Origin of the sequence: Bradyrhizobium sp. (assembly GCF_004799405.1) — a bacterium.
GTDB lineage: Bacteria > Pseudomonadota > Alphaproteobacteria > Rhizobiales > Xanthobacteraceae > Bradyrhizobium.
This window is the reverse complement of the sequence record NZ_SSMW01000033.1, coordinates 19,671-36,125: the sequence shown is the minus strand read 5'-3', so window position 1 is coordinate 36,125 and position 16,455 is coordinate 19,671. Positions and strand designations below refer to the sequence as shown.

15 protein-coding genes are annotated in these 16,455 nt (G+C 64.3%); 12 read left to right on the top strand and 3 right to left on the bottom strand.

Features of this window, described 5'->3' with window-relative positions; translation table 11 throughout:
• Positions 1 to 60: 60 nt before the first annotated feature.
• Together E7813_RS06005 and E7813_RS06000 are read left to right on the top strand one after the other, a co-directional pair.
• A complete protein-coding gene (locus E7813_RS06005) occupies positions 61 to 807 on the top strand; it encodes a ribonuclease HII (RefSeq protein WP_291571845.1) in 747 nt (248 codons plus the stop codon).
• Between the two features lie 81 nt (positions 808 to 888).
• Positions 889 to 2,397: a glycosyltransferase family 39 protein gene (locus E7813_RS06000; protein ID WP_291571843.1), complete on the top strand. Its 1,509-nt coding sequence runs from the start codon at positions 889 to 891 to the stop codon at positions 2,395 to 2,397.
• Between the two features lie 245 nt (positions 2,398 to 2,642).
• Here the strand turns inward: E7813_RS06000 and E7813_RS05995 are convergent, their stop codons facing one another.
• Positions 2,643 to 3,455, bottom strand: coding sequence for a uracil-DNA glycosylase (locus E7813_RS05995; RefSeq protein ID WP_291571842.1), 813 nt, complete (start codon positions 3,453 to 3,455; stop codon positions 2,643 to 2,645).
• Positions 3,456 to 3,602: 147 nt separating this feature from the next.
• Here E7813_RS05995 and E7813_RS05990 point away from each other — a divergent pair, with 147 nt between their 5' ends.
• From E7813_RS05990 to E7813_RS05980, 3 genes are all read left to right on the top strand, one after another.
• Positions 3,603 to 5,261, top strand: a complete 1,659-nt coding sequence (locus E7813_RS05990) for an electron transfer flavoprotein-ubiquinone oxidoreductase (RefSeq protein WP_291571840.1) — start codon at positions 3,603 to 3,605, stop codon at positions 5,259 to 5,261.
• 261 nt (positions 5,262 to 5,522) lie between these two features.
• The gene (locus E7813_RS05985; protein ID WP_291571839.1) at positions 5,523 to 7,304 is read left to right on the top strand and encodes a tetratricopeptide repeat protein; all 1,782 of its coding nucleotides are present in this window, start codon (positions 5,523 to 5,525) and stop codon (positions 7,302 to 7,304) included.
• Positions 7,305 to 7,324: 20 nt separating this feature from the next.
• Complete coding sequence (locus tag E7813_RS05980) at positions 7,325 to 8,209, top strand: 4-(cytidine 5'-diphospho)-2-C-methyl-D-erythritol kinase (RefSeq protein ID WP_291571898.1); 885 nt, start codon at positions 7,325 to 7,327, stop codon at positions 8,207 to 8,209.
• On the opposite strand, the gene E7813_RS05975 is transcribed toward E7813_RS05980, so the two are convergent.
• Positions 8,206 to 8,838 carry a LysE family translocator gene (locus E7813_RS05975; RefSeq protein ID WP_291571837.1) on the bottom strand — a complete coding sequence of 211 codons (633 nt, stop codon included), beginning with the start codon at positions 8,836 to 8,838 and terminating at the stop codon, positions 8,206 to 8,208. The two genes, E7813_RS05980 and E7813_RS05975, sit on opposite strands and share 4 nt — an antisense overlap.
• A 2-nt stretch (positions 8,839 to 8,840) precedes the next feature.
• Entirely contained in the window at positions 8,841 to 9,851 is a 1,011-nt protein-coding gene (locus tag E7813_RS05970) for a polyprenyl synthetase family protein (RefSeq protein WP_291571835.1), read from the bottom strand.
• Between the two features lie 138 nt (positions 9,852 to 9,989).
• Here E7813_RS05970 and E7813_RS05965 point away from each other — a divergent pair, with 138 nt between their 5' ends.
• The 7 genes from E7813_RS05965 (at position 9,990) to E7813_RS05935 (ending at position 16,338) form a co-directional block, all read left to right on the top strand.
• Positions 9,990 to 10,217 (top strand): DUF2007 domain-containing protein, encoded by a 228-nt coding sequence (locus E7813_RS05965; RefSeq protein ID WP_291571833.1) that lies wholly within the window; start codon positions 9,990 to 9,992, stop codon positions 10,215 to 10,217.
• Positions 10,210 to 10,977 carry a methyltransferase gene (locus tag E7813_RS05960; protein ID WP_291571831.1) on the top strand — a complete coding sequence of 256 codons (768 nt, stop codon included), beginning with the start codon at positions 10,210 to 10,212 and terminating at the stop codon, positions 10,975 to 10,977. Before E7813_RS05965 ends, E7813_RS05960 begins: the two co-directional genes overlap by 8 nt.
• 248 nt (positions 10,978 to 11,225) lie before the next feature.
• Positions 11,226 to 12,134: a S49 family peptidase gene (locus E7813_RS05955; RefSeq protein WP_291571829.1), complete on the top strand. Its 909-nt coding sequence runs from the start codon at positions 11,226 to 11,228 to the stop codon at positions 12,132 to 12,134.
• Between the two features lie 104 nt (positions 12,135 to 12,238).
• Positions 12,239 to 12,430, top strand: a complete 192-nt coding sequence (locus E7813_RS05950) for a hypothetical protein (protein ID WP_291571896.1) — start codon at positions 12,239 to 12,241, stop codon at positions 12,428 to 12,430.
• Between the two features lie 81 nt (positions 12,431 to 12,511).
• Positions 12,512 to 13,477 carry a glycine--tRNA ligase subunit alpha gene (locus E7813_RS05945; protein ID WP_291571827.1) on the top strand — a complete coding sequence of 322 codons (966 nt, stop codon included), beginning with the start codon at positions 12,512 to 12,514 and terminating at the stop codon, positions 13,475 to 13,477.
• The gene (gene glyS, locus E7813_RS05940) at positions 13,477 to 15,741 is read left to right on the top strand and encodes a glycine--tRNA ligase subunit beta (protein WP_291571825.1); all 2,265 of its coding nucleotides are present in this window, start codon (positions 13,477 to 13,479) and stop codon (positions 15,739 to 15,741) included. Before E7813_RS05945 ends, glyS begins: the two co-directional genes overlap by 1 nt.
• Before the next feature lie 3 nt (positions 15,742 to 15,744).
• Positions 15,745 to 16,338 (top strand): class I SAM-dependent methyltransferase, encoded by a 594-nt coding sequence (locus E7813_RS05935; RefSeq protein ID WP_291571823.1) that lies wholly within the window; start codon positions 15,745 to 15,747, stop codon positions 16,336 to 16,338.
• The last annotated feature ends 117 nt before the right edge of the window (positions 16,339 to 16,455 follow it).

Below are 16,455 nucleotides of genomic sequence, written 5' to 3'. Positions count from 1 at the left end.
TCGGGCATCGCTTCGAGTTCCCGGTTGCGCCGGGGGTCTTGCTTAATCACCATCCCCGGCATGATTCGCGACAAATCCGGGAAAGACACCACAGCGCTGCCCAAGGGCGTGATCGCGGTCGCGCCGCCGAGTTTTCGCCGCGAGCGTGCCTTGATCAAGCGCGGGGTCTGGCCGGTGGCCGGCTGCGACGAGGCCGGTCGCGGTCCGCTGGCGGGTCCGGTGGTGGCGGCGGCCGTGGTGCTGGATCCCAGGCGAATTCCGAAGGGCATCGACGATTCCAAGCGGCTGACGCCGGAGCGCCGCGAAGAGCTGTTCGAGGAAATTTGCGCAACCGCCTCGTTTGCGGTCGCCTTTGCCTCGCCGGCGCGGATCGACCGCGACAATATCCTGCGGGCCTCGTTATGGGCGCTGGCGCGCGCGGTGCGGGCGCTGCCGGAACCGCCCAAGCATGTGTTCGTCGACGGCCGCGACCGCCTCGATATACCGTGCGACTGCGACGCGGTGATTGGCGGCGACGGGCTGGTTCTGTCGATCGCGGCGGCCTCGATCATCGCCAAGGTCTCGCGCGACCGCCTGATGTGCAAACTGGCGCAGGATTGTCCGGGTTACGGTTTCGAGTCCCACAAGGGCTATAGCGTGCCCGAGCATCTCGAGGCGCTGAACCGGCTGGGCCCGACGGTGCATCACCGGCGCTTTTTCGCCCCCGTGTTGGCGGCCCGGGAAAAACAACTGGCCATCGAGTTCGGGGACGAAGCCGTCCGGATCGAAGTCAGCGAGACATCACAGGTTCCTGCCGCGGCCGTTTGACGTAGCGGCCCGAGCGGCCCGTTGCCTTGGCCGCGCTTGGGCTCTATCACGTCCGGGAGCGATTTTCCTGCCGGGCGGTATATGCGTTTCACATCCCTGATTATCGAACTGATCCGCGCCCGGCCGCGGCTGGTGGTCTGGATCGTGGTGCTGTTCCAGGCGGCGCTGTGGTTGATCCTGCCGATGCTGCTGTATCGGAGCCCGCCGGACGATCTGGCGACGGTGCTGGCCTATGGCCGGGAATACCAGGTGGGAACCGATCTCGGCCCGCCACTGGCGTTCTGGCTTGCCGACATCGCGTTTCGCGCCGCCGGCAATCATTTGTTCGGTGTCTATCTTTTGACCCAGCTTTGCGCGGTCGCGACGTTCTGGACGCTGTACCTCTTGGCGCGCAGCGTGGTCGGCGGACAACAGGCGGTGCTCGCGGTCCTGCTGACGCTGACGGTCGCGGCATTCGCCGCGCCGGGTGTCGAGTTCGGCCCGCTGGTGCTGGCGCGCCCGCTGTGGGCGCTGTTGCTGATGCATACATGGCAGTTGATCGGCCAGGACCGGCGCAATGCGTGGTTCGCCTGGTCCATCGAAGCCGGACTTTTGCTGCTGACGACCTCCGCCGCCATCGGCCTGTTGCTGCTGGTGGCCGCCTTTGCGCTCGCAACGCCGCGCGGGCGGCGGATGCTGATGTCGTTCGATCCGCTGTTCGCGCTGCTGGTGATTGTCGTGCTGGCGCTGCCCTATCTGGTCTGGTTTGCGCGCGCCGATACAGTGGCGCTGCCGCACTGGCCGGCGATAGCGGAGTTGAGCGCAAGGGCGCTGCACGGGGCTGCGCTGCTCGGCGGCTTGCTGGCGGCGATGTCCGGCGTCGTGCTGCTGGTGGCGTTGAACTCGGGCCGGTTCGATCGCAATGCGGAGGAGGCGCCGATCATCTACCGGCCGCCGGTCGATCCGCTGGCGCGCGATTTTGTTTATTTCTTCGCCATCGCGCCGGCGCTTGCGGGAAGCCTGATTGCCGGCCTGTTCGATCTTGGAGGCGTCGTGGGCGGGGCGGGCATCGCGCTGATGATGACGGGGCTGGCCGCGGTCGTCGCGACCGGAGATCTGGTCCGTCTGCGGCGTCAGCGGTTGTTGCGCTCGATCTGGGCGGCTGCGGTCGTCGCGCCCGCGTTCGTGGTGATTGCGATGACGCTTTTTCTTCCCTGGGCCAGCAGCGCCGAGGTGGCGACGTCGCTGCCGGCGAAAGACATCGCGCGATTTTTCGGCGACAGTTTCGAGCGGCGCACCAGTCAGCGGCTGCGGGCGGTGACGGGCGACGCGCAACTTGCAAGCCTGATCACGCTGAATTCCGGGCGTCCGCATCTGTTTCTCGACGCGACGCCGGAGCGGACGCCGTGGCTGACGCTTGCGAAATTCAACGAGACCGGCGGGGTCGTGGTTTGGCGCGCTTCGACTACCGAAAGCACGCCGCCTGTCGATATCGCGCAACGGTTTCCCGGCCTGGTGCCGGAAGTCCCGCAGGTGTTCGAGCGGCTGGTGAACGGCCGGCAACCGCTGCTGCGGATCGGCTGGGCCATCGTGCGCCCGAAGACGCCGTAAGAATTTTGCGGAAATTGCGCGCCATCAAACTGGCTTACTTCTCCCCCTGTGGGAGAGGCATAGGCCGCCTGCGGCGGCCGTACTTGAACAAGAACGCCGAAGCAAAGCTTCGGCTATGTCGCATCGCTAGATGCGATCCGGGTGAGGGGTTAAGGCCTATCGATAGACCGTAACCCCTCACCCCAACCCTCTCCCACAAGGGGAGAGGGAGCTCACCTCCGTTGCCGCAACACCGAGCCAATGCTTCAGCGACTTGAAGCGCTCTCAAGCGCCTTCGCAATCGAGCGCAAATCCTGCCACGCCATGCGCTTGTAGGACGGCGAGCGCAACAGATAGGCTGGATGGAACGTGGCCAGCGCGCGGATGGTGCGGGTGCCGGTGTCGTAGTCGAACCAGCGCCCACGGGTTTTCATGATGCCCTCGCGGGTCGACAACAGGGTTTGCGTCGAGGGATTGCCGAGCGTGACCAAAACGTCGGGATTCACCAGTTCGATTTGCCGCTGGATGAACGGCAGGCAGATTTGCGTCTCCTGCGGCGTCGGCGTGCGATTGCCGGGCGGCCGCCATGGAATGACGTTGGCGATATAGGCGTTGCCGCGGTTCAGCCCGATCGCCGCGATCATCCGGTCCAGCAACTTGCCCGAACGTCCGACGAACGGCAGGCCCTCGATGTCTTCCTCGCGGCCGGGGGCCTCGCCGACGAACATGATGCGCGCCTGCGGGTTGCCGTCGGCGAACACCAGGCGCGTGGCGGTGAACTTCAGCGCGCAGCCGTCGAATTTTTCCAGCAGCGCCCGCAACGCCTCGAGCGAGGGCGCGGTTCGCGCCGCTTCCCGCGCCGCCATGATCGCCACCTCCGGTGGAGGTGCCGCCTCGCCGCGCGGAGCCGGGATCGCCGCAGGCATGGTCTTGACCGGTTCGGGCAGCATGGTTGCCGCAGGTATGAGGCCGGGATCGGATAGCCGGTTGGCCGGCTCATCCGTCAGCGCGCAATCGACCCCGGCCTCCAGATAAAAGGCCAGCAATTGCCGGGCGGTGGGGGCGCTGTCAGGCGTCATGACGGGATGTCGGAGGCATCCGGTCAATCTAGGATGGATCGCGCCGCAGCGAAACGCCTCGATGGATATTTCAGCAGTTGTTCTTCCCCGAAAAATCGGAAACAAACGGTTCCAAGGAAACGTTCTCAACCGGGCTGAGATCAGATCATGAGCACCGAAGAACTGCCGCCACGCGAATCCATGGAATTTGACGTCGTCATTGTCGGCGCCGGACCTTCGGGTCTCGCCGCTGCGATCCGGCTGAAGCAACTCAATGCCGACCTTGGCGTGGTGGTGGTCGAAAAGGGATCCGAGGTCGGCGCGCATATTCTGTCCGGGGCGGTGATCGATCCGGTGTCGCTCGACAGGTTGATTCCGGATTGGCGCGACGACGCCGACTGTCCGCTGAAGACGCAAGTCAGGGACGACCGGTTCTACTGGATGACGAAAGGCGCCGCGATCCGGCTGCCGAATTTCATGATGCCGCCGCTGATGAACAATCATCATTGCTATATCGGCTCGCTCGGCAGCGTATGCCGCTGGCTGGGGCGAAAGGCCGAAGCGCTCGGCGTCGAGATTTATCCGGGCTTTGCCGCCGCCGAAGTGCTCTACGACGACAAGGGTGCCGTGCGCGGCATTGCGACCGGCGACATGGGCATTGCCAAGGACGGCACGCACAAGGCGTCATACACCCGCGGCATGGAATTGCTCGGCAAGTACACGCTGTTCGCCGAGGGCGCGCGCGGCAGTCTGACCAAGCAGCTGATCGCGAAATTCTCCCTCGATGCCGAAAGCGAGCCCGGCAAATTCGGCATCGGCCTCAAGGAAGTCTGGCAGATCGATCCGGCAAAACACCAGAAGGGCCTGATCCAGCATTCGTTCGGCTGGCCGCTCAACAATTCGACCGGCGGTGGCTCGTTCCTCTATCACTACGACGACAATCTGGCAGCGGTCGGCTTCGTCGTGCATCTCAACTACGACGATCCGTATTTGTCGCCGTTCGACGAGTTCCAGCGCTTCAAGACCCATCCGGCGATCAGTCCGCTGTTCGAAGGCGGCAAGCGCCTCGCTTACGGTGCGCGCGCCATCACCGAGGGCGGCTATCAATCGGTTCCGCGCCTGAGCTTTGCGGGCGGCGCGCTGATCGGATGCGCGGCGGGTTTCGTCAATGTGCCGCGCATCAAGGGCGTGCATAACGCGATCGGCAGCGGCATGCTCGCCGCCGAGCACGTCACCGCCGCGCTCGGCGCCGGCCGCGCCAACGATGAACTGGCCGACTACGAGAATGCCTGGCGGGATTCGCCGGTCGGCAAGGACCTGTACCGGGTCCGCAACGTCAAGCCGCTGTGGTCGAAGTTCGGCACCATTGTCGGCGTGGCGCTCGGCGGCATCGACATGTGGTGCAATACGCTCGGGTTTTCGCTGTTCGGAACCCGGTCGCATGCCAAGCCCGACCGCAAGACGCTCGATCCGGCGAAAACGCATGTGCCGATCGCCGCGCCAAAGCCCGACGGCAAGCTCACCTTCGACAGACTGTCGTCGGTATTTCTTTCCAATACCAATCACGAAGAAGACCAGCCGGTGCACCTCAAGGTCGCCGACATGAACCTGCAGAAGACGTCCGAGCACGACGTCTATGCCGGGCCGTCCAACCGCTATTGCCCGGCCGGGGTCTATGAATGGGTCGAGGAGGCGAGCGGCCCGCGCTTCCAGATCAACGCCCAGAATTGCGTCCATTGCAAAACCTGCGACGTCAAGGATCCCAACGGCAACATCACCTGGGTTCCCCCGGAGGGCGGTGGCGGCCCCAATTATGAGGCGATGTGACCACGATTGCGTGAGCCGGTACGGGTAGCTGCCGGGTGCGGCCACGATACGGCCACACTGCAAGCGTTTTGAGGCCGTGCCGGCGAAATCGGCGGCCATCCGGGTCTTCATGCCGACCAATTCGCCGCCCCGTATCCTTGCGGTTGAACGCTAAACGCGGCATTGTCACAGCACTTGATGCCGCCGGTCGGGTCCGCGTTCGAGACGATCCGTAATTCCTGCCGTAATTCCCGCTGCAAATCCTGGAGCTAGGCGAACCCGATGTTTTCCATTCGATTCAATCGCTCGGCGGTTGCCGCTTTCGCCGTTGCCGCGCTGGCCTTGCCCGGCTCGGTTTGGGCGCAGACGCCCGATCATCCGACCGACAATTCGGCGCAATTTCCCACCAGCCACGATTTGAAATCGCTGACGGTGACGGGCAGTTATCTGGCCGCCCGCCATGCCAGCGTGGAGCGGGACGCCAGTGCGGCGGCCGCCTTCTATCTCTCGGCGCTTCGCACCGATGCGAAGAACAGCGAATTGCTCGATCGTGCGTTCATTTCCTCGCTTGCCGACGGCGATATCGACGAGGCCGTGAAGCTCGCCGAACGGATTCTGACGGTGGACAAGTCCAATCGCGTCGCCCGGCTCGTCGTCGGCGTGCGCGATCTGAAGCTGAAGAAGTATGCGGCCGCGCAGCTCAACATCAACCAGTCGATTCGCGGCGCGCCCACCGATCTGATCGCGGCATTGTTGTCGGGCTGGGCCAGTTACGGCGCCGGCGACACCAAGACCGCCATCGCCAATATCGACAAGCTGACCGGGCCCGAATGGTATCCGATCTTCAAGGACCTGCATTCCGGCATGATGCTCGAGCTGGCGGGCAGGGAAAAGGAAGCCGGCGTTCGTCTCGAGCGGGTCTACAAGCTCGATGATACCATGCTGCGCGTGGTCGAGGCCTATGCGCACTGGCAGTCGCGCAACAAGAGTGAGGCGGCGGCGACCGCGACGTACGAGGCGTTCGACAAGAAGCTGGCGCGCCATCCGCTGGTGCAGGAAGGCCTGCGCGACACCAAAGCCGGCAAGAAGCTGCCGCCGCTGGTCGATTCGCCGCAGGCAGGTGCCGCCGAAGTGCTTTACGGCATCGGCGCCATGCTGACGCGCGGCGGCAGCTCGGATCTGGCGCTGGTCTATCTGCAACTTGCGCTGTACCTCGCCCCCAATCATCCGCTGGCGCTATTGTCGCTGGCCGATCTCTATGAGTCGGTGAAGAAGCCGGCGATGGCGATCAAGGTTTACGAACGTGTGCCGGCAAGTTCGCCGCTCAAGCGCAACGCCCAGATCCACCTTGCGATCGATCTCGACGCCGCCGACCGCAGCGACGAGGCGATCAAGATATTGAAGGCCCTGACGGCGGAAGACCCCAAGGACCTCGAAGCCATCCTGGCGCTCGGCAATATCGAGCGCGGCCGCAAGAAATTCGCCGACTGCGCCGTGACCTACTCGCAAGGCATCGACGCGCTGCCTGACGTCAACGACAAGAGCAGCACCGTTTACTTCTATAACCGCGGCATCTGCGAGGAGCGTTCCAAGCAGTGGGGCAAGGCCGAGGCTGACATGCGCAAGGCGCTGGAACTGCAGCCCGAGCAGCCCAATGTGCTGAACTATCTCGGCTATTCGTGGATCGATCAGGGCGTCAACCTCGACGAAGGCATGTCGATGATCAAGCGCGCCGTCGACCAGCGCCCCGACGACGGCTATATCGTCGACTCGCTCGGCTGGGCCTATTTCAGGATCGGCAATTACGACGAGGCGGTGAAAAACCTCGAACGCGCCATCGATCTCAAGCCGGAAGATCCCACCATCAACGACCATCTCGGTGACGCCTACTGGCGCGTCGGCCGAACGCTGGAAGCCAAATTCCAGTGGGCCCACGCCCGCGACCTCAAGCCTGAGCCGGAAGACCTGCCGAAGATCGAGGCCAAGATCGAGAACGGGCTGCCCGACGATACGTCCTCGGCGGCCTCCGCCGACAAGAAAAAAGAAGACGGCAAGGGCGGCTGATCGAAGGGCTGGTGGCCGCCATGCCGGCGCTGATCGAGGACGGACGCGCCAAGGTCAACCTGACCCTTCGGGTGGTCGGCCGCCGCGTCGATGGTTATCACGACCTCGAAAGCGTGGTCGCGTTTGCCGATTGCGCCGACCGCCTCACCCTCGTGCCCGGGTCGAAGCTCACGCTTGAAACCACCGGACCGCTGGCCAAGGACTGCGGCGAGGCCGCCGACAACCTCGTGCTGGTCGCAGCGCAATTGCTCGGCGAGCGCGTGCCGGACCTGAAGATCGGCAGTTTCACGCTGGACAAGGTGCTGCCAGTCGCAGCCGGCATTGGCGGCGGTTCGGCCGATGCCGCCGCGGCGCTGCGGCTGCTGGCGGGGTTGAACGGCCTTGCGCTCGATGACGCGAGGTTGCTCGATGTCGCGCTGCTGACGGGCGCCGACGTGCCGGTTTGCCTCGCCTCGCGCGCCTGCGACATGTCGGGCGTCGGCGAAACCCTGCTGCCGCTTTCGATCCCCAAGATGCCGTGCGTGCTGGTCAATCCGCGGGTCGGCGTGGCGACCAAGGCGGTGTTCGAAGGGCTGGGTTTGCGCAGCGGCGAATTGCTGGTCGGCGCCAGCGACGTGATCCAGGCCACCGCGTGGCCGGAACCGGGGGCGTCGCTCGAGGACTGGGTTGAGGCACTCGCTTTGGCCTCCAACGACCTCGAGGCGCCGGCGATGCGCATTCAGCCGGTGATCTCGGAAGTGCTCGCAGCGCTCAACGCCACCAACGGGGCCTGGCTGGCGCGGATGTCGGGATCGGGGTCGACCTGCTTTGCGATCTATGAGAACACCGCCGAAGCGCAACGCGCGGCGCAGAAAATCCAGCTCGATCACCCGCTATGGTGGGTGCATGCGGGGGTGTTAAGTTAGCTCGTGGCAGGCCGCCGCGCCAGCGCGAGCGAAATTCCAAGACCTGCGATGAAGATCCCGGAGCCTTGCCGCAGGCGTTGGATGAGGCGCGGTTTGCGCAGGAGATTTGCGCGCGCGGTGAAGGCCATCGCGACGACGACAATGTCGGCTAAAGTGTTGAGCGCCACCGAGATCAGGCCCAATGCCATGAACTGCAGCACAGGATATCCGGCTGCCGGTTCCAGGAACTGCGGAATGAACGCCAGAAAGAAAGCCGCGGTCTTGGGGTTCAGCGCCTCGACGACAATGCCGTCCCGAAATGCTCGCCCCGCTTCGGTTTGAGTGATCTGCTTTGGCGGCGCGTTGCCAGCCTCGCGGAAGGTCCTGATGCCCAGCCAGATCAGATAGAGAGCGCCGACCAGCTTCAGCCCGGCAAAGAGCTGCGCGCTGGCGAGAATGACCGCGGAGACGCCAAGGCCGCCGGCGACGACATGCACAAGGCCGCCCAACGCTGCGCCGAAGGTGGAGGAGATACCAGCCTGCCGGCCACCCGACAGCGTTCGCGCTGCCACATAGAAAATGCCGGGGCCGGGGATGGCGGCAAGGATGAATGCGGCCAGCAGAAACACCGAAAGATTCGCGCTGCCCATCGCTAATGCGACCTCGCCAGGCAGAACGCCACCACCTGCTCGAGCGCGGATTTCATCGGCGAGGCCGGAAACAGCGCCAGCGCGTCGACCGCCATCGCGCCGTAATGCTGGGCGCGGTTGATGGTGTCCTCGAGCGCGCGGTGCTTGGTCATCAGGCCGACGGCGTGATCGAGGTCGCCGTCGCCGATCTCGCCGCGCTCCAGCGCCTTGACCCAGAACGCGCGCTCGCCGTCATTGCCGCGGCGGAACGCCAGCACCACCGGCAGCGTGATCTTGCCCTCGCGGAAATCGTCGCCGATGTTCTTGCCGAGCTTGGCGGCCTTGCCGCCGTAGTCCAGCACGTCGTCCACCAGTTGAAACGCGATGCCGAGATTCATCCCGACCGACCGGCACGCGGTCTGCTCGGCCTTCGGGCGGTTGGCGATGACCGGGCCGACCTCGCAGGCCGCGGCGAACAGTTCGGCGGTCTTGCCCCTGATGACCGCGAGATATTCGTCCTCGGTGGTGGCGGTGTTCTTCGCCGCCGCCAGTTGCATCACTTCGCCCTCGGCAATCGTCGCGGCGGCAGACGACAGGATGTCGAGCGCGCGCAGCGAGCCGACCTCGACCATCATGCGAAAGGCCTGGCCGAGCAGGAAGTCGCCGACCAGAACGCTGGCCTCGTTGCCCCACAACATCCGCGCCGACAGTTTGCCGCGCCGCAATTCGCTTTCGTCGACCACGTCGTCATGCAGCAAGGTCGCGGTATGCATGAACTCGACGGAGGCCGCGAGCTTGATATGGCCGTCGCCGGAATAGCCGGCGAGGCCCGCCATCGCCAGCGTCAGCATCGGCCGCAGCCGCTTTCCCCCTGAGGAAATCAGGTGGTTGGCGACCTCGGGGATCATGGTGACTTCGGAACCGGTCCGCGACAGGATGGTGGCGTTGACACGCGCCATGTCGGCGGCGACAAGCCCGACCAGCTGATCTATCGAAGCGTTTGAGGGGCTCTCAAAGGGTACAATAACCGCCACGCCAGTCTCCACATTTGCCCAATTGAGCCTGTCCTTGCGGTATAACAATAGAAAGTGCCGGCTAGCGCGGCAAGGGCACCAAGCGGTTGACTCTGGCCGCGCAGCCGCCATCTCGGACCGATAAAGGAGCGCCGGAAGTTGCGGGAACTGGTTCGAACCAACGATATCGTGCTGGTTTCAGCGGTCGGCGCGCTGCTCGACGGCGCCAATATCCATCATCTGGTGCTGGACCAGAACATGAGCATCATCGAAGGCTCTCTTGGCGTCTTGCCGCGCCGGATTCTGGTCCATGAGGATGACAACCGCGCCGCGCGCCAGCTTCTTGCCGATGCCGGTCTCGCCCACGAACTGCGGGCCGATGACTGATCCGGTCCGCGAATTCACCGAGGACGCGTTTCTCGGCGGCCAACTGCGCCTGCGCCAACCGAGGTCGGGTCATCGCGCCGGACATGACGCCATGCTGCTGGCCGCGGCGACCGCGGCGCGTCGGGGCGATCGCGTGGTCGATTTCGGCGCCGGCGTCGGTGCGGCGGGCCTTGCGGTGGCCAGGCGCGTGGCCGGAATCGATCTCGTGCTGGTCGAGATCGATGCGATGCTGGCAGGCCTCGCGCGCGGCAATGCCGCTTTGAATGAGATCGCAGCCGAGGTCATCGCGCTGGATATCGCCTCGGGCGCCGATGCCTTCGCCGCGGCCGGCCTCGGTGCCGACAGCGTCGACGCCGTCTTGATGAATCCGCCGTTCAACGATTCCGCGCGGCATCGCGCTTCGCCGGACAGGGCACGCGAGGTCGCCCACGTCGCGACGGAAGCGACACTTGAGGGCTGGGTTCACGCGGCGCGCCGAATCCTCAAATCAGGCGGCGCGCTGACATTGATCTGGCGCGCTGACGGACTGGCCGAAGTGCTGGCGGTGCTCGATCGCGGGTTCGGCAGCCTTGTCGTTCTTCCGGTTCACAGTGACGCGAAGAAGCCCGCAATCCGCGTGCTGGTTCGCGCCATCAAGGGTGGAAAGGCGCCGACGCAGGTTCTCGCCGCGCTGATGCTCAATGATGAGTCAGCGCTGCCCAATAAACAGACGCAGGAGATTCTGGCCGGGAAGGGGGTATTGCCGCTGGCGCTGTTGTGAAAGCGGCTCGATCAATCGGTGATCGGGGCTGGCCGGCTATTGCGGACGCGTTTTCGAAGGCTGTTTGGGTACTGACGTGAAGTGAATTGCCGTCAGGAGGCTACCGATCAGCATCACCAGCAGATAGATCTTCATGTCTTTCTCCGCTGCACCGTTGCAACCCGGTGCCCATCCACCGTAATGCAAGCGGCGTTCCACCGGTTCAATGACAGCAGCGTGATAATAAATGGTTAATTTGAGGTAACAGCATGACGGAACAGACCGATGATCGCGGCAGCCGTCCCGGCTTGATCGACCGGCTGAGAGAACTGCTTCCGGCGCGCCTGAGGCGCAACAACGCCGTCGTGCCGGTGGTGCGATTATCCGGCGTGATCGGGGCGGTAACGCCGCTGCGGCCGGGCATGTCGCTGGCCAGCGTCGCCAAAACATTGGAGCGCGCCTTCTCGACCAGGAACGCCAAGGCGGTGGCGCTGGTGATCAATTCGCCAGGCGGCTCGCCGGTGCAGTCGCGCCAGATCTATTTGCGGATCCGGCAACTCGCCGCGGAAAAGAAACTGCCGGTGCTGGTGTTCGTCGAGGACGTCGCGGCATCCGGTGGTTACATGCTGGCCTGCGCGGGTGACGAGATTTTCTGCGATCCATCCTCGATCCTGGGCTCGATCGGCGTGGTCGGCGGCTCCTTCGGGTTTCAGGAGTTGATCAAAAAGATTGGCGTCGAGCGGCGGCTGTACACGGCGGGCGCCCACAAGGCGATGCTGGATCCGTTCCTGCCGGAAGACCCCGACGATGTAGCGCGCCTCAAGGCGATTCAGCGCGAGATCCACGCCATCTTCATCGCGCTGGTGAAACAGAGCCGGGGCGACAGGCTCAGGGGCGCCGACGACGTGCTGTTCACCGGCGAATACTGGGCCGGGGAAACCTCGGTGTCGTTTGGCTTGGCGGATGCGATCGGCGATCTGCGTTCGACCTTGCGCGCGCGCTATGGCGAGAAAGTTCAGACGCCGCTGATCGCGCCCGCGATGGGGATGCTGTCGGGGCTGATTGGCCGCAGATCGGCGGGTACGGCGGCCCTGTCGCTGGACGGGTTGCCGGCGCTGCCGGATGAGCTGATTTCGGCGCTGGAAACCAGGGCAATCTGGGCCAAATTCGGGTTCTAGGGCGGATGACCCGCGCCATTTAGTCCCTGACAAGGCGATTGCAGGCAGCATCGGCTTGCGTACAATGCCGGCCAGGGGCGTGACGAATGAACAAGGATCGACCGATGCCGGCGCTGATCGCATTCGCGGGCGCCCTGGGTGCGCTGGCCGTGGTCCGCTGGGCTTACCGCACAGCCCTGAGGGTCAACCAGGAACTGGAAGAGGCGCGCCTCGCAAGGGTCTCGGAAGCCGCCCGTTCGCACGACATTCCGACCTTGCGGCGGGACCCCAACACCGGCGCCTACCGCCCGGGTTGATCTTCATCGCCTTGATTCTCGGTCCCCCCGCCGATACGGTCCCGCGCGCTTGACGAACCCCTCGCGAATCCGAATTGGACGATGGACTCATTGCCCCCGCACATGCGCCCGGAACGCTCGTTCCAGGGACTGATCCTGGCGCTGCAGCGTTACTGGGCCGATTACGGCTGCGTCATCCTGCAGCCCTATGACATGGAAGTCGGCGCCGGCACCTTTCATCCGGCGACCACGCTGCGCGCGCTCGGGCCAAGACCGTGGAAAGCCGCCTATGTGCAGCCGTCGCGTCGGCCAAAGGACGGCCGCTACGGTGAGAACCCGAACCGGCTGCAGCACTACTATCAGTTCCAGGTGATCATCAAGCCGTCGCCGCCCGACCTGCAGGAACTCTATCTGAAATCGCTCACCGCCATCGGCATCGATTCACATCTGCACGACATCCGGTTCGTCGAGGACGACTGGGAGAGCCCGACGCTCGGCGCCTGGGGGCTGGGCTGGGAATGCTGGTGCGACGGCATGGAAGTGTCGCAGTTCACTTATTTCCAGCAGGTCGCGGGCGTCGAATGCGCGCCGGTCGCCGGCGAACTCACCTACGGGCTGGAGCGGCTCGCCGTCTATCTGCAAGGCGTCGACCGCATCATGGACCTCAACTTCAACGGCCGCGACGGCGCCGACAGAGTGAGCTATCGCGACGTGTTCCTGCAGGCCGAGCAGGAATACTCCCGGCACAATTTCGAATATGCCGACACCGCGATGCTGTTCGAGCAGTTTCGGATGGCCGAGGAAGCCTGCCGGAAATATCTCGAAGCCGGATGGAACAACGGCGGCAACCGCAAGGAGCACCTGATGGCGCTGCCGGCCTACGACCAGTGCATCAAGGCCAGCCACGTCTTCAACCTGCTCGACGCCCGCGGCGTGATCTCGGTGACCGAGCGGCAAAGCTACATCATGCGGGTGCGCGAACTCGCCAAGGCCTGCGGCGAAGCCTGGGTACACACAGAAGCAGGCGGGGCGGCAACTTTATCCTTCCCCCAAGGGGAGGGTAAGTAATGCCCGACCTTCTGCTCGAACTGTTTTCGGAAGAAATCCCCGCCCGGATGCAGGCGAAGGCGGCGGAGGATCTGCGCCGCATGGTGACCGACAGGCTTGTCGCCGAAGGGCTGGTCTACGAAGGCGCCAGGGCGTTCGCGACGCCGCGGCGGCTGGCGCTGACGGTGCACGGCATTCCCGCGCGGCAATCCGACCTCAAGGAAGAGCGCAAGGGCCCGCGCGTCGGCGGGCCGGAAGCGGCGATCGCCGGGTTCCTGAAGGCGACGGGCCTCGCCTCGCTCGATCAGGCCAAAATCCAGCGCGACCCGAAGAAGGGCGATTTCTACATCGCGCTGATCGAAAAGCCCGGCCGCGCCACGCTCGACGTGCTGGCCGACATGCTGCCGGTGATCATCCGGACCTTTCCGTGGCCGAAGTCGATGCGCTGGGGCGAACGCTCGGGCAGGCCCGGCGCGCTGCAATGGGTGCGGCCGCTGCATGCCATCGTCGCGACCTTCGGCATGGAGACCGAAGAGCCCGAGGTGGTGAAATTCGCGATCGACGGCATCGAGGCCGGCCAGACCACCTACGGCCATCGCTTCATGGCGCCGGCGCCGATCGGCGTGCGCCGCTTCGCGGATTACGAAGCCAAGCTGCAGGCGGCCAAGGTGGTGCTCGACGCACAGGCCCGCAAGAACATTATCCTGGCCGATGCCAAGCAGCTTGCGTTCGCGCAAGGCTTTGAGCTGATCGAGGACCAGGCGTTGCTTGACGAGGTCGCGGGCCTGGTCGAATGGCCGGTGGTGTTCATGGGATCGTTCGAGAAGGAATTCCTGTCGATTCCGTCCGAGGTGATCCGCGCCACCATCAGGACCAACCTGAAATGCTTTGTAGTCAGGCAGCCAGCCTCACCTCTCCCCGCCGGGGAGAGGTCGGCGGCGCGCGTCAGCGCGACGGCGGGTGAGGGGGCGCTCGCCAACAAATTCGTCCTCACCGCCAACATCGAAGCTTCCGACGGCGGCAAGACCATCGTTGCCGGCAACGAGCGCGTGATCCGCGCGCGGCTGTCTGACGCCAAGTTTTTCTACGAGAGCGATCTGAAGACCAAGCTGGAAGACCGGCTGCCGAAATTCGACGGAATCGTGTTTCACGAGAAGCTCGGGACGCAGGGCGAGCGGATCGAGCGCATCGAGCGGCTTGCCGCCGAGATCGCGCCGCTGGTCGGCGCCGATGTCGAAAAGACCAGGCGCGCCGCGCGTCTGGCGAAGGCGGATTTGCTGACTGAAGTGGTCGGCGAGTTTCCTGAGCTGCAGGGCCTGATGGGAAAATACTACGCGCTGGCGCAGGGCGAGGATGCTTCCGTCGCCGCGGCGAGCGAGGAGCATTACAAGCCGCAGGGACCGAACGATCGCGTGCCGACCGATCCGGTGAGCGTGGCGGTGGCTTTGGCGGACAAGATCGACACGCTGGTTGGATTTTGGGCGATCGACGAGAAGCCGACAGGGAGCAAGGACCCCTATGCGTTGCGGCGAGCGGCGTTGGGGGTGATCAGGTTGATCGTTGAAAACCGGTTGCGAATACATTGGTCGCGCCTTCTGCGCGATGAAGCAATTCGTATTCAGCAGCAACAATGGGAAGACTCGTCGTTATTGGACGAACTACTCGACCTGCCTGCCACAGGTGTAGATGTGGAATCGATAAGGAATGCTCTTTCAAATGCAGCTGCCGAAAGTGGCTTAAGGATTGGCTTGAGAGTTTCGAGCGATCTTCTTTCTTTCTTCGCCGATCGCCTCAAGGTCCAACTCCGCGAACAGGGCGCGCGGCATGACCTCGTTGACGCCGTGTTCGCGCTCGAAGGCCAGGACGATCTCCTGATGGTGGTCCGCCGCGTCGAGGCGCTGGGCGAATTTCTCGATACCGATGACGGCAAGAACCTGCTCGCGGGCACCAAGCGCGCGAACAACATCCTCGCCATCGAAGAGAAGCGCGACAAGCGGACTTTTGACGGTGCACCGATCCCGGCGCTCTATAGCCTTGCGGAAGAGAAGGCGCTCGCGGACGCGATCGACCTGGCGAGGGTGGAGGCCAGCGTCGCCGTGATGAACGAAGACTTCGCCGTCGCGATGAGCGCGATAGCGAAGCTGCGCCCGGCGGTCGATGCGTTCTTCGACAAGGTCAAGGTCAATGACGACGAACCAAAGGTCCGGGAAAACAGACTGAAGCTCTTGAACGAAATCCGCAGCGTTACGCGTGCGGTGGCGGATTTTTCCAAAATACAGGACTGATCGATGGATCGCTCCACGCTCGCTGCCTACGATTCGGACGCAGCGGCGTTTGCCAAGGACTGGCACGAGCAGCGCGCGCCGGTCGATTTGCAGGACATCGTCAAGCGCTTCTTCATCAAGGGCGGCGCGACCGCCGACATCGGCTGCGGGTCGGGACGCGAAGTGGCCTGGCTCGATGCCAACGGCTATCCGGCATCGGGCTTCGATGCGTCGGAGGGCCTGCTCGGGGAAGCGCGCAGGCGATACCCGAATCTAGCCTTTGCGCGTGCTGAGTTGCCCGAACTGCGCGGGATTGCCGCCGACAGCTTTGACAACGTGCTCTGCGAGACCGTGATCATGCATCTCGACCGCGCGCTGATCGCCCCCTCGGTGCGCCGCATGCTCGACATCGTCAGGCCGGGCGGCATTTTCTACCTGAGCTGGCGCGTCACCGACGGCGCCGACCACCGCGACCAATACGGCCGTCTCTATGCCGCGTTCGATATATTGCTGGTGCTGGCGGAATTGTCCGACGTCACGCTGCTGCTGAGCGAAGAAGTCGTCAGTGCATCGTCGGGCAAGAAGATCCACCGTCTGGTGGCGCGGAAGGCCCGATAAGCATCCGCGTCAGCCTGCTTGGGAAAAGAAAAGCCCCGCCCGGTGGGGGGACCGGACGAGGCTTTCATGTCCGGGCCCAAAACAGCATCCCGGACATAGTCGTGAGCCGTTATTCGA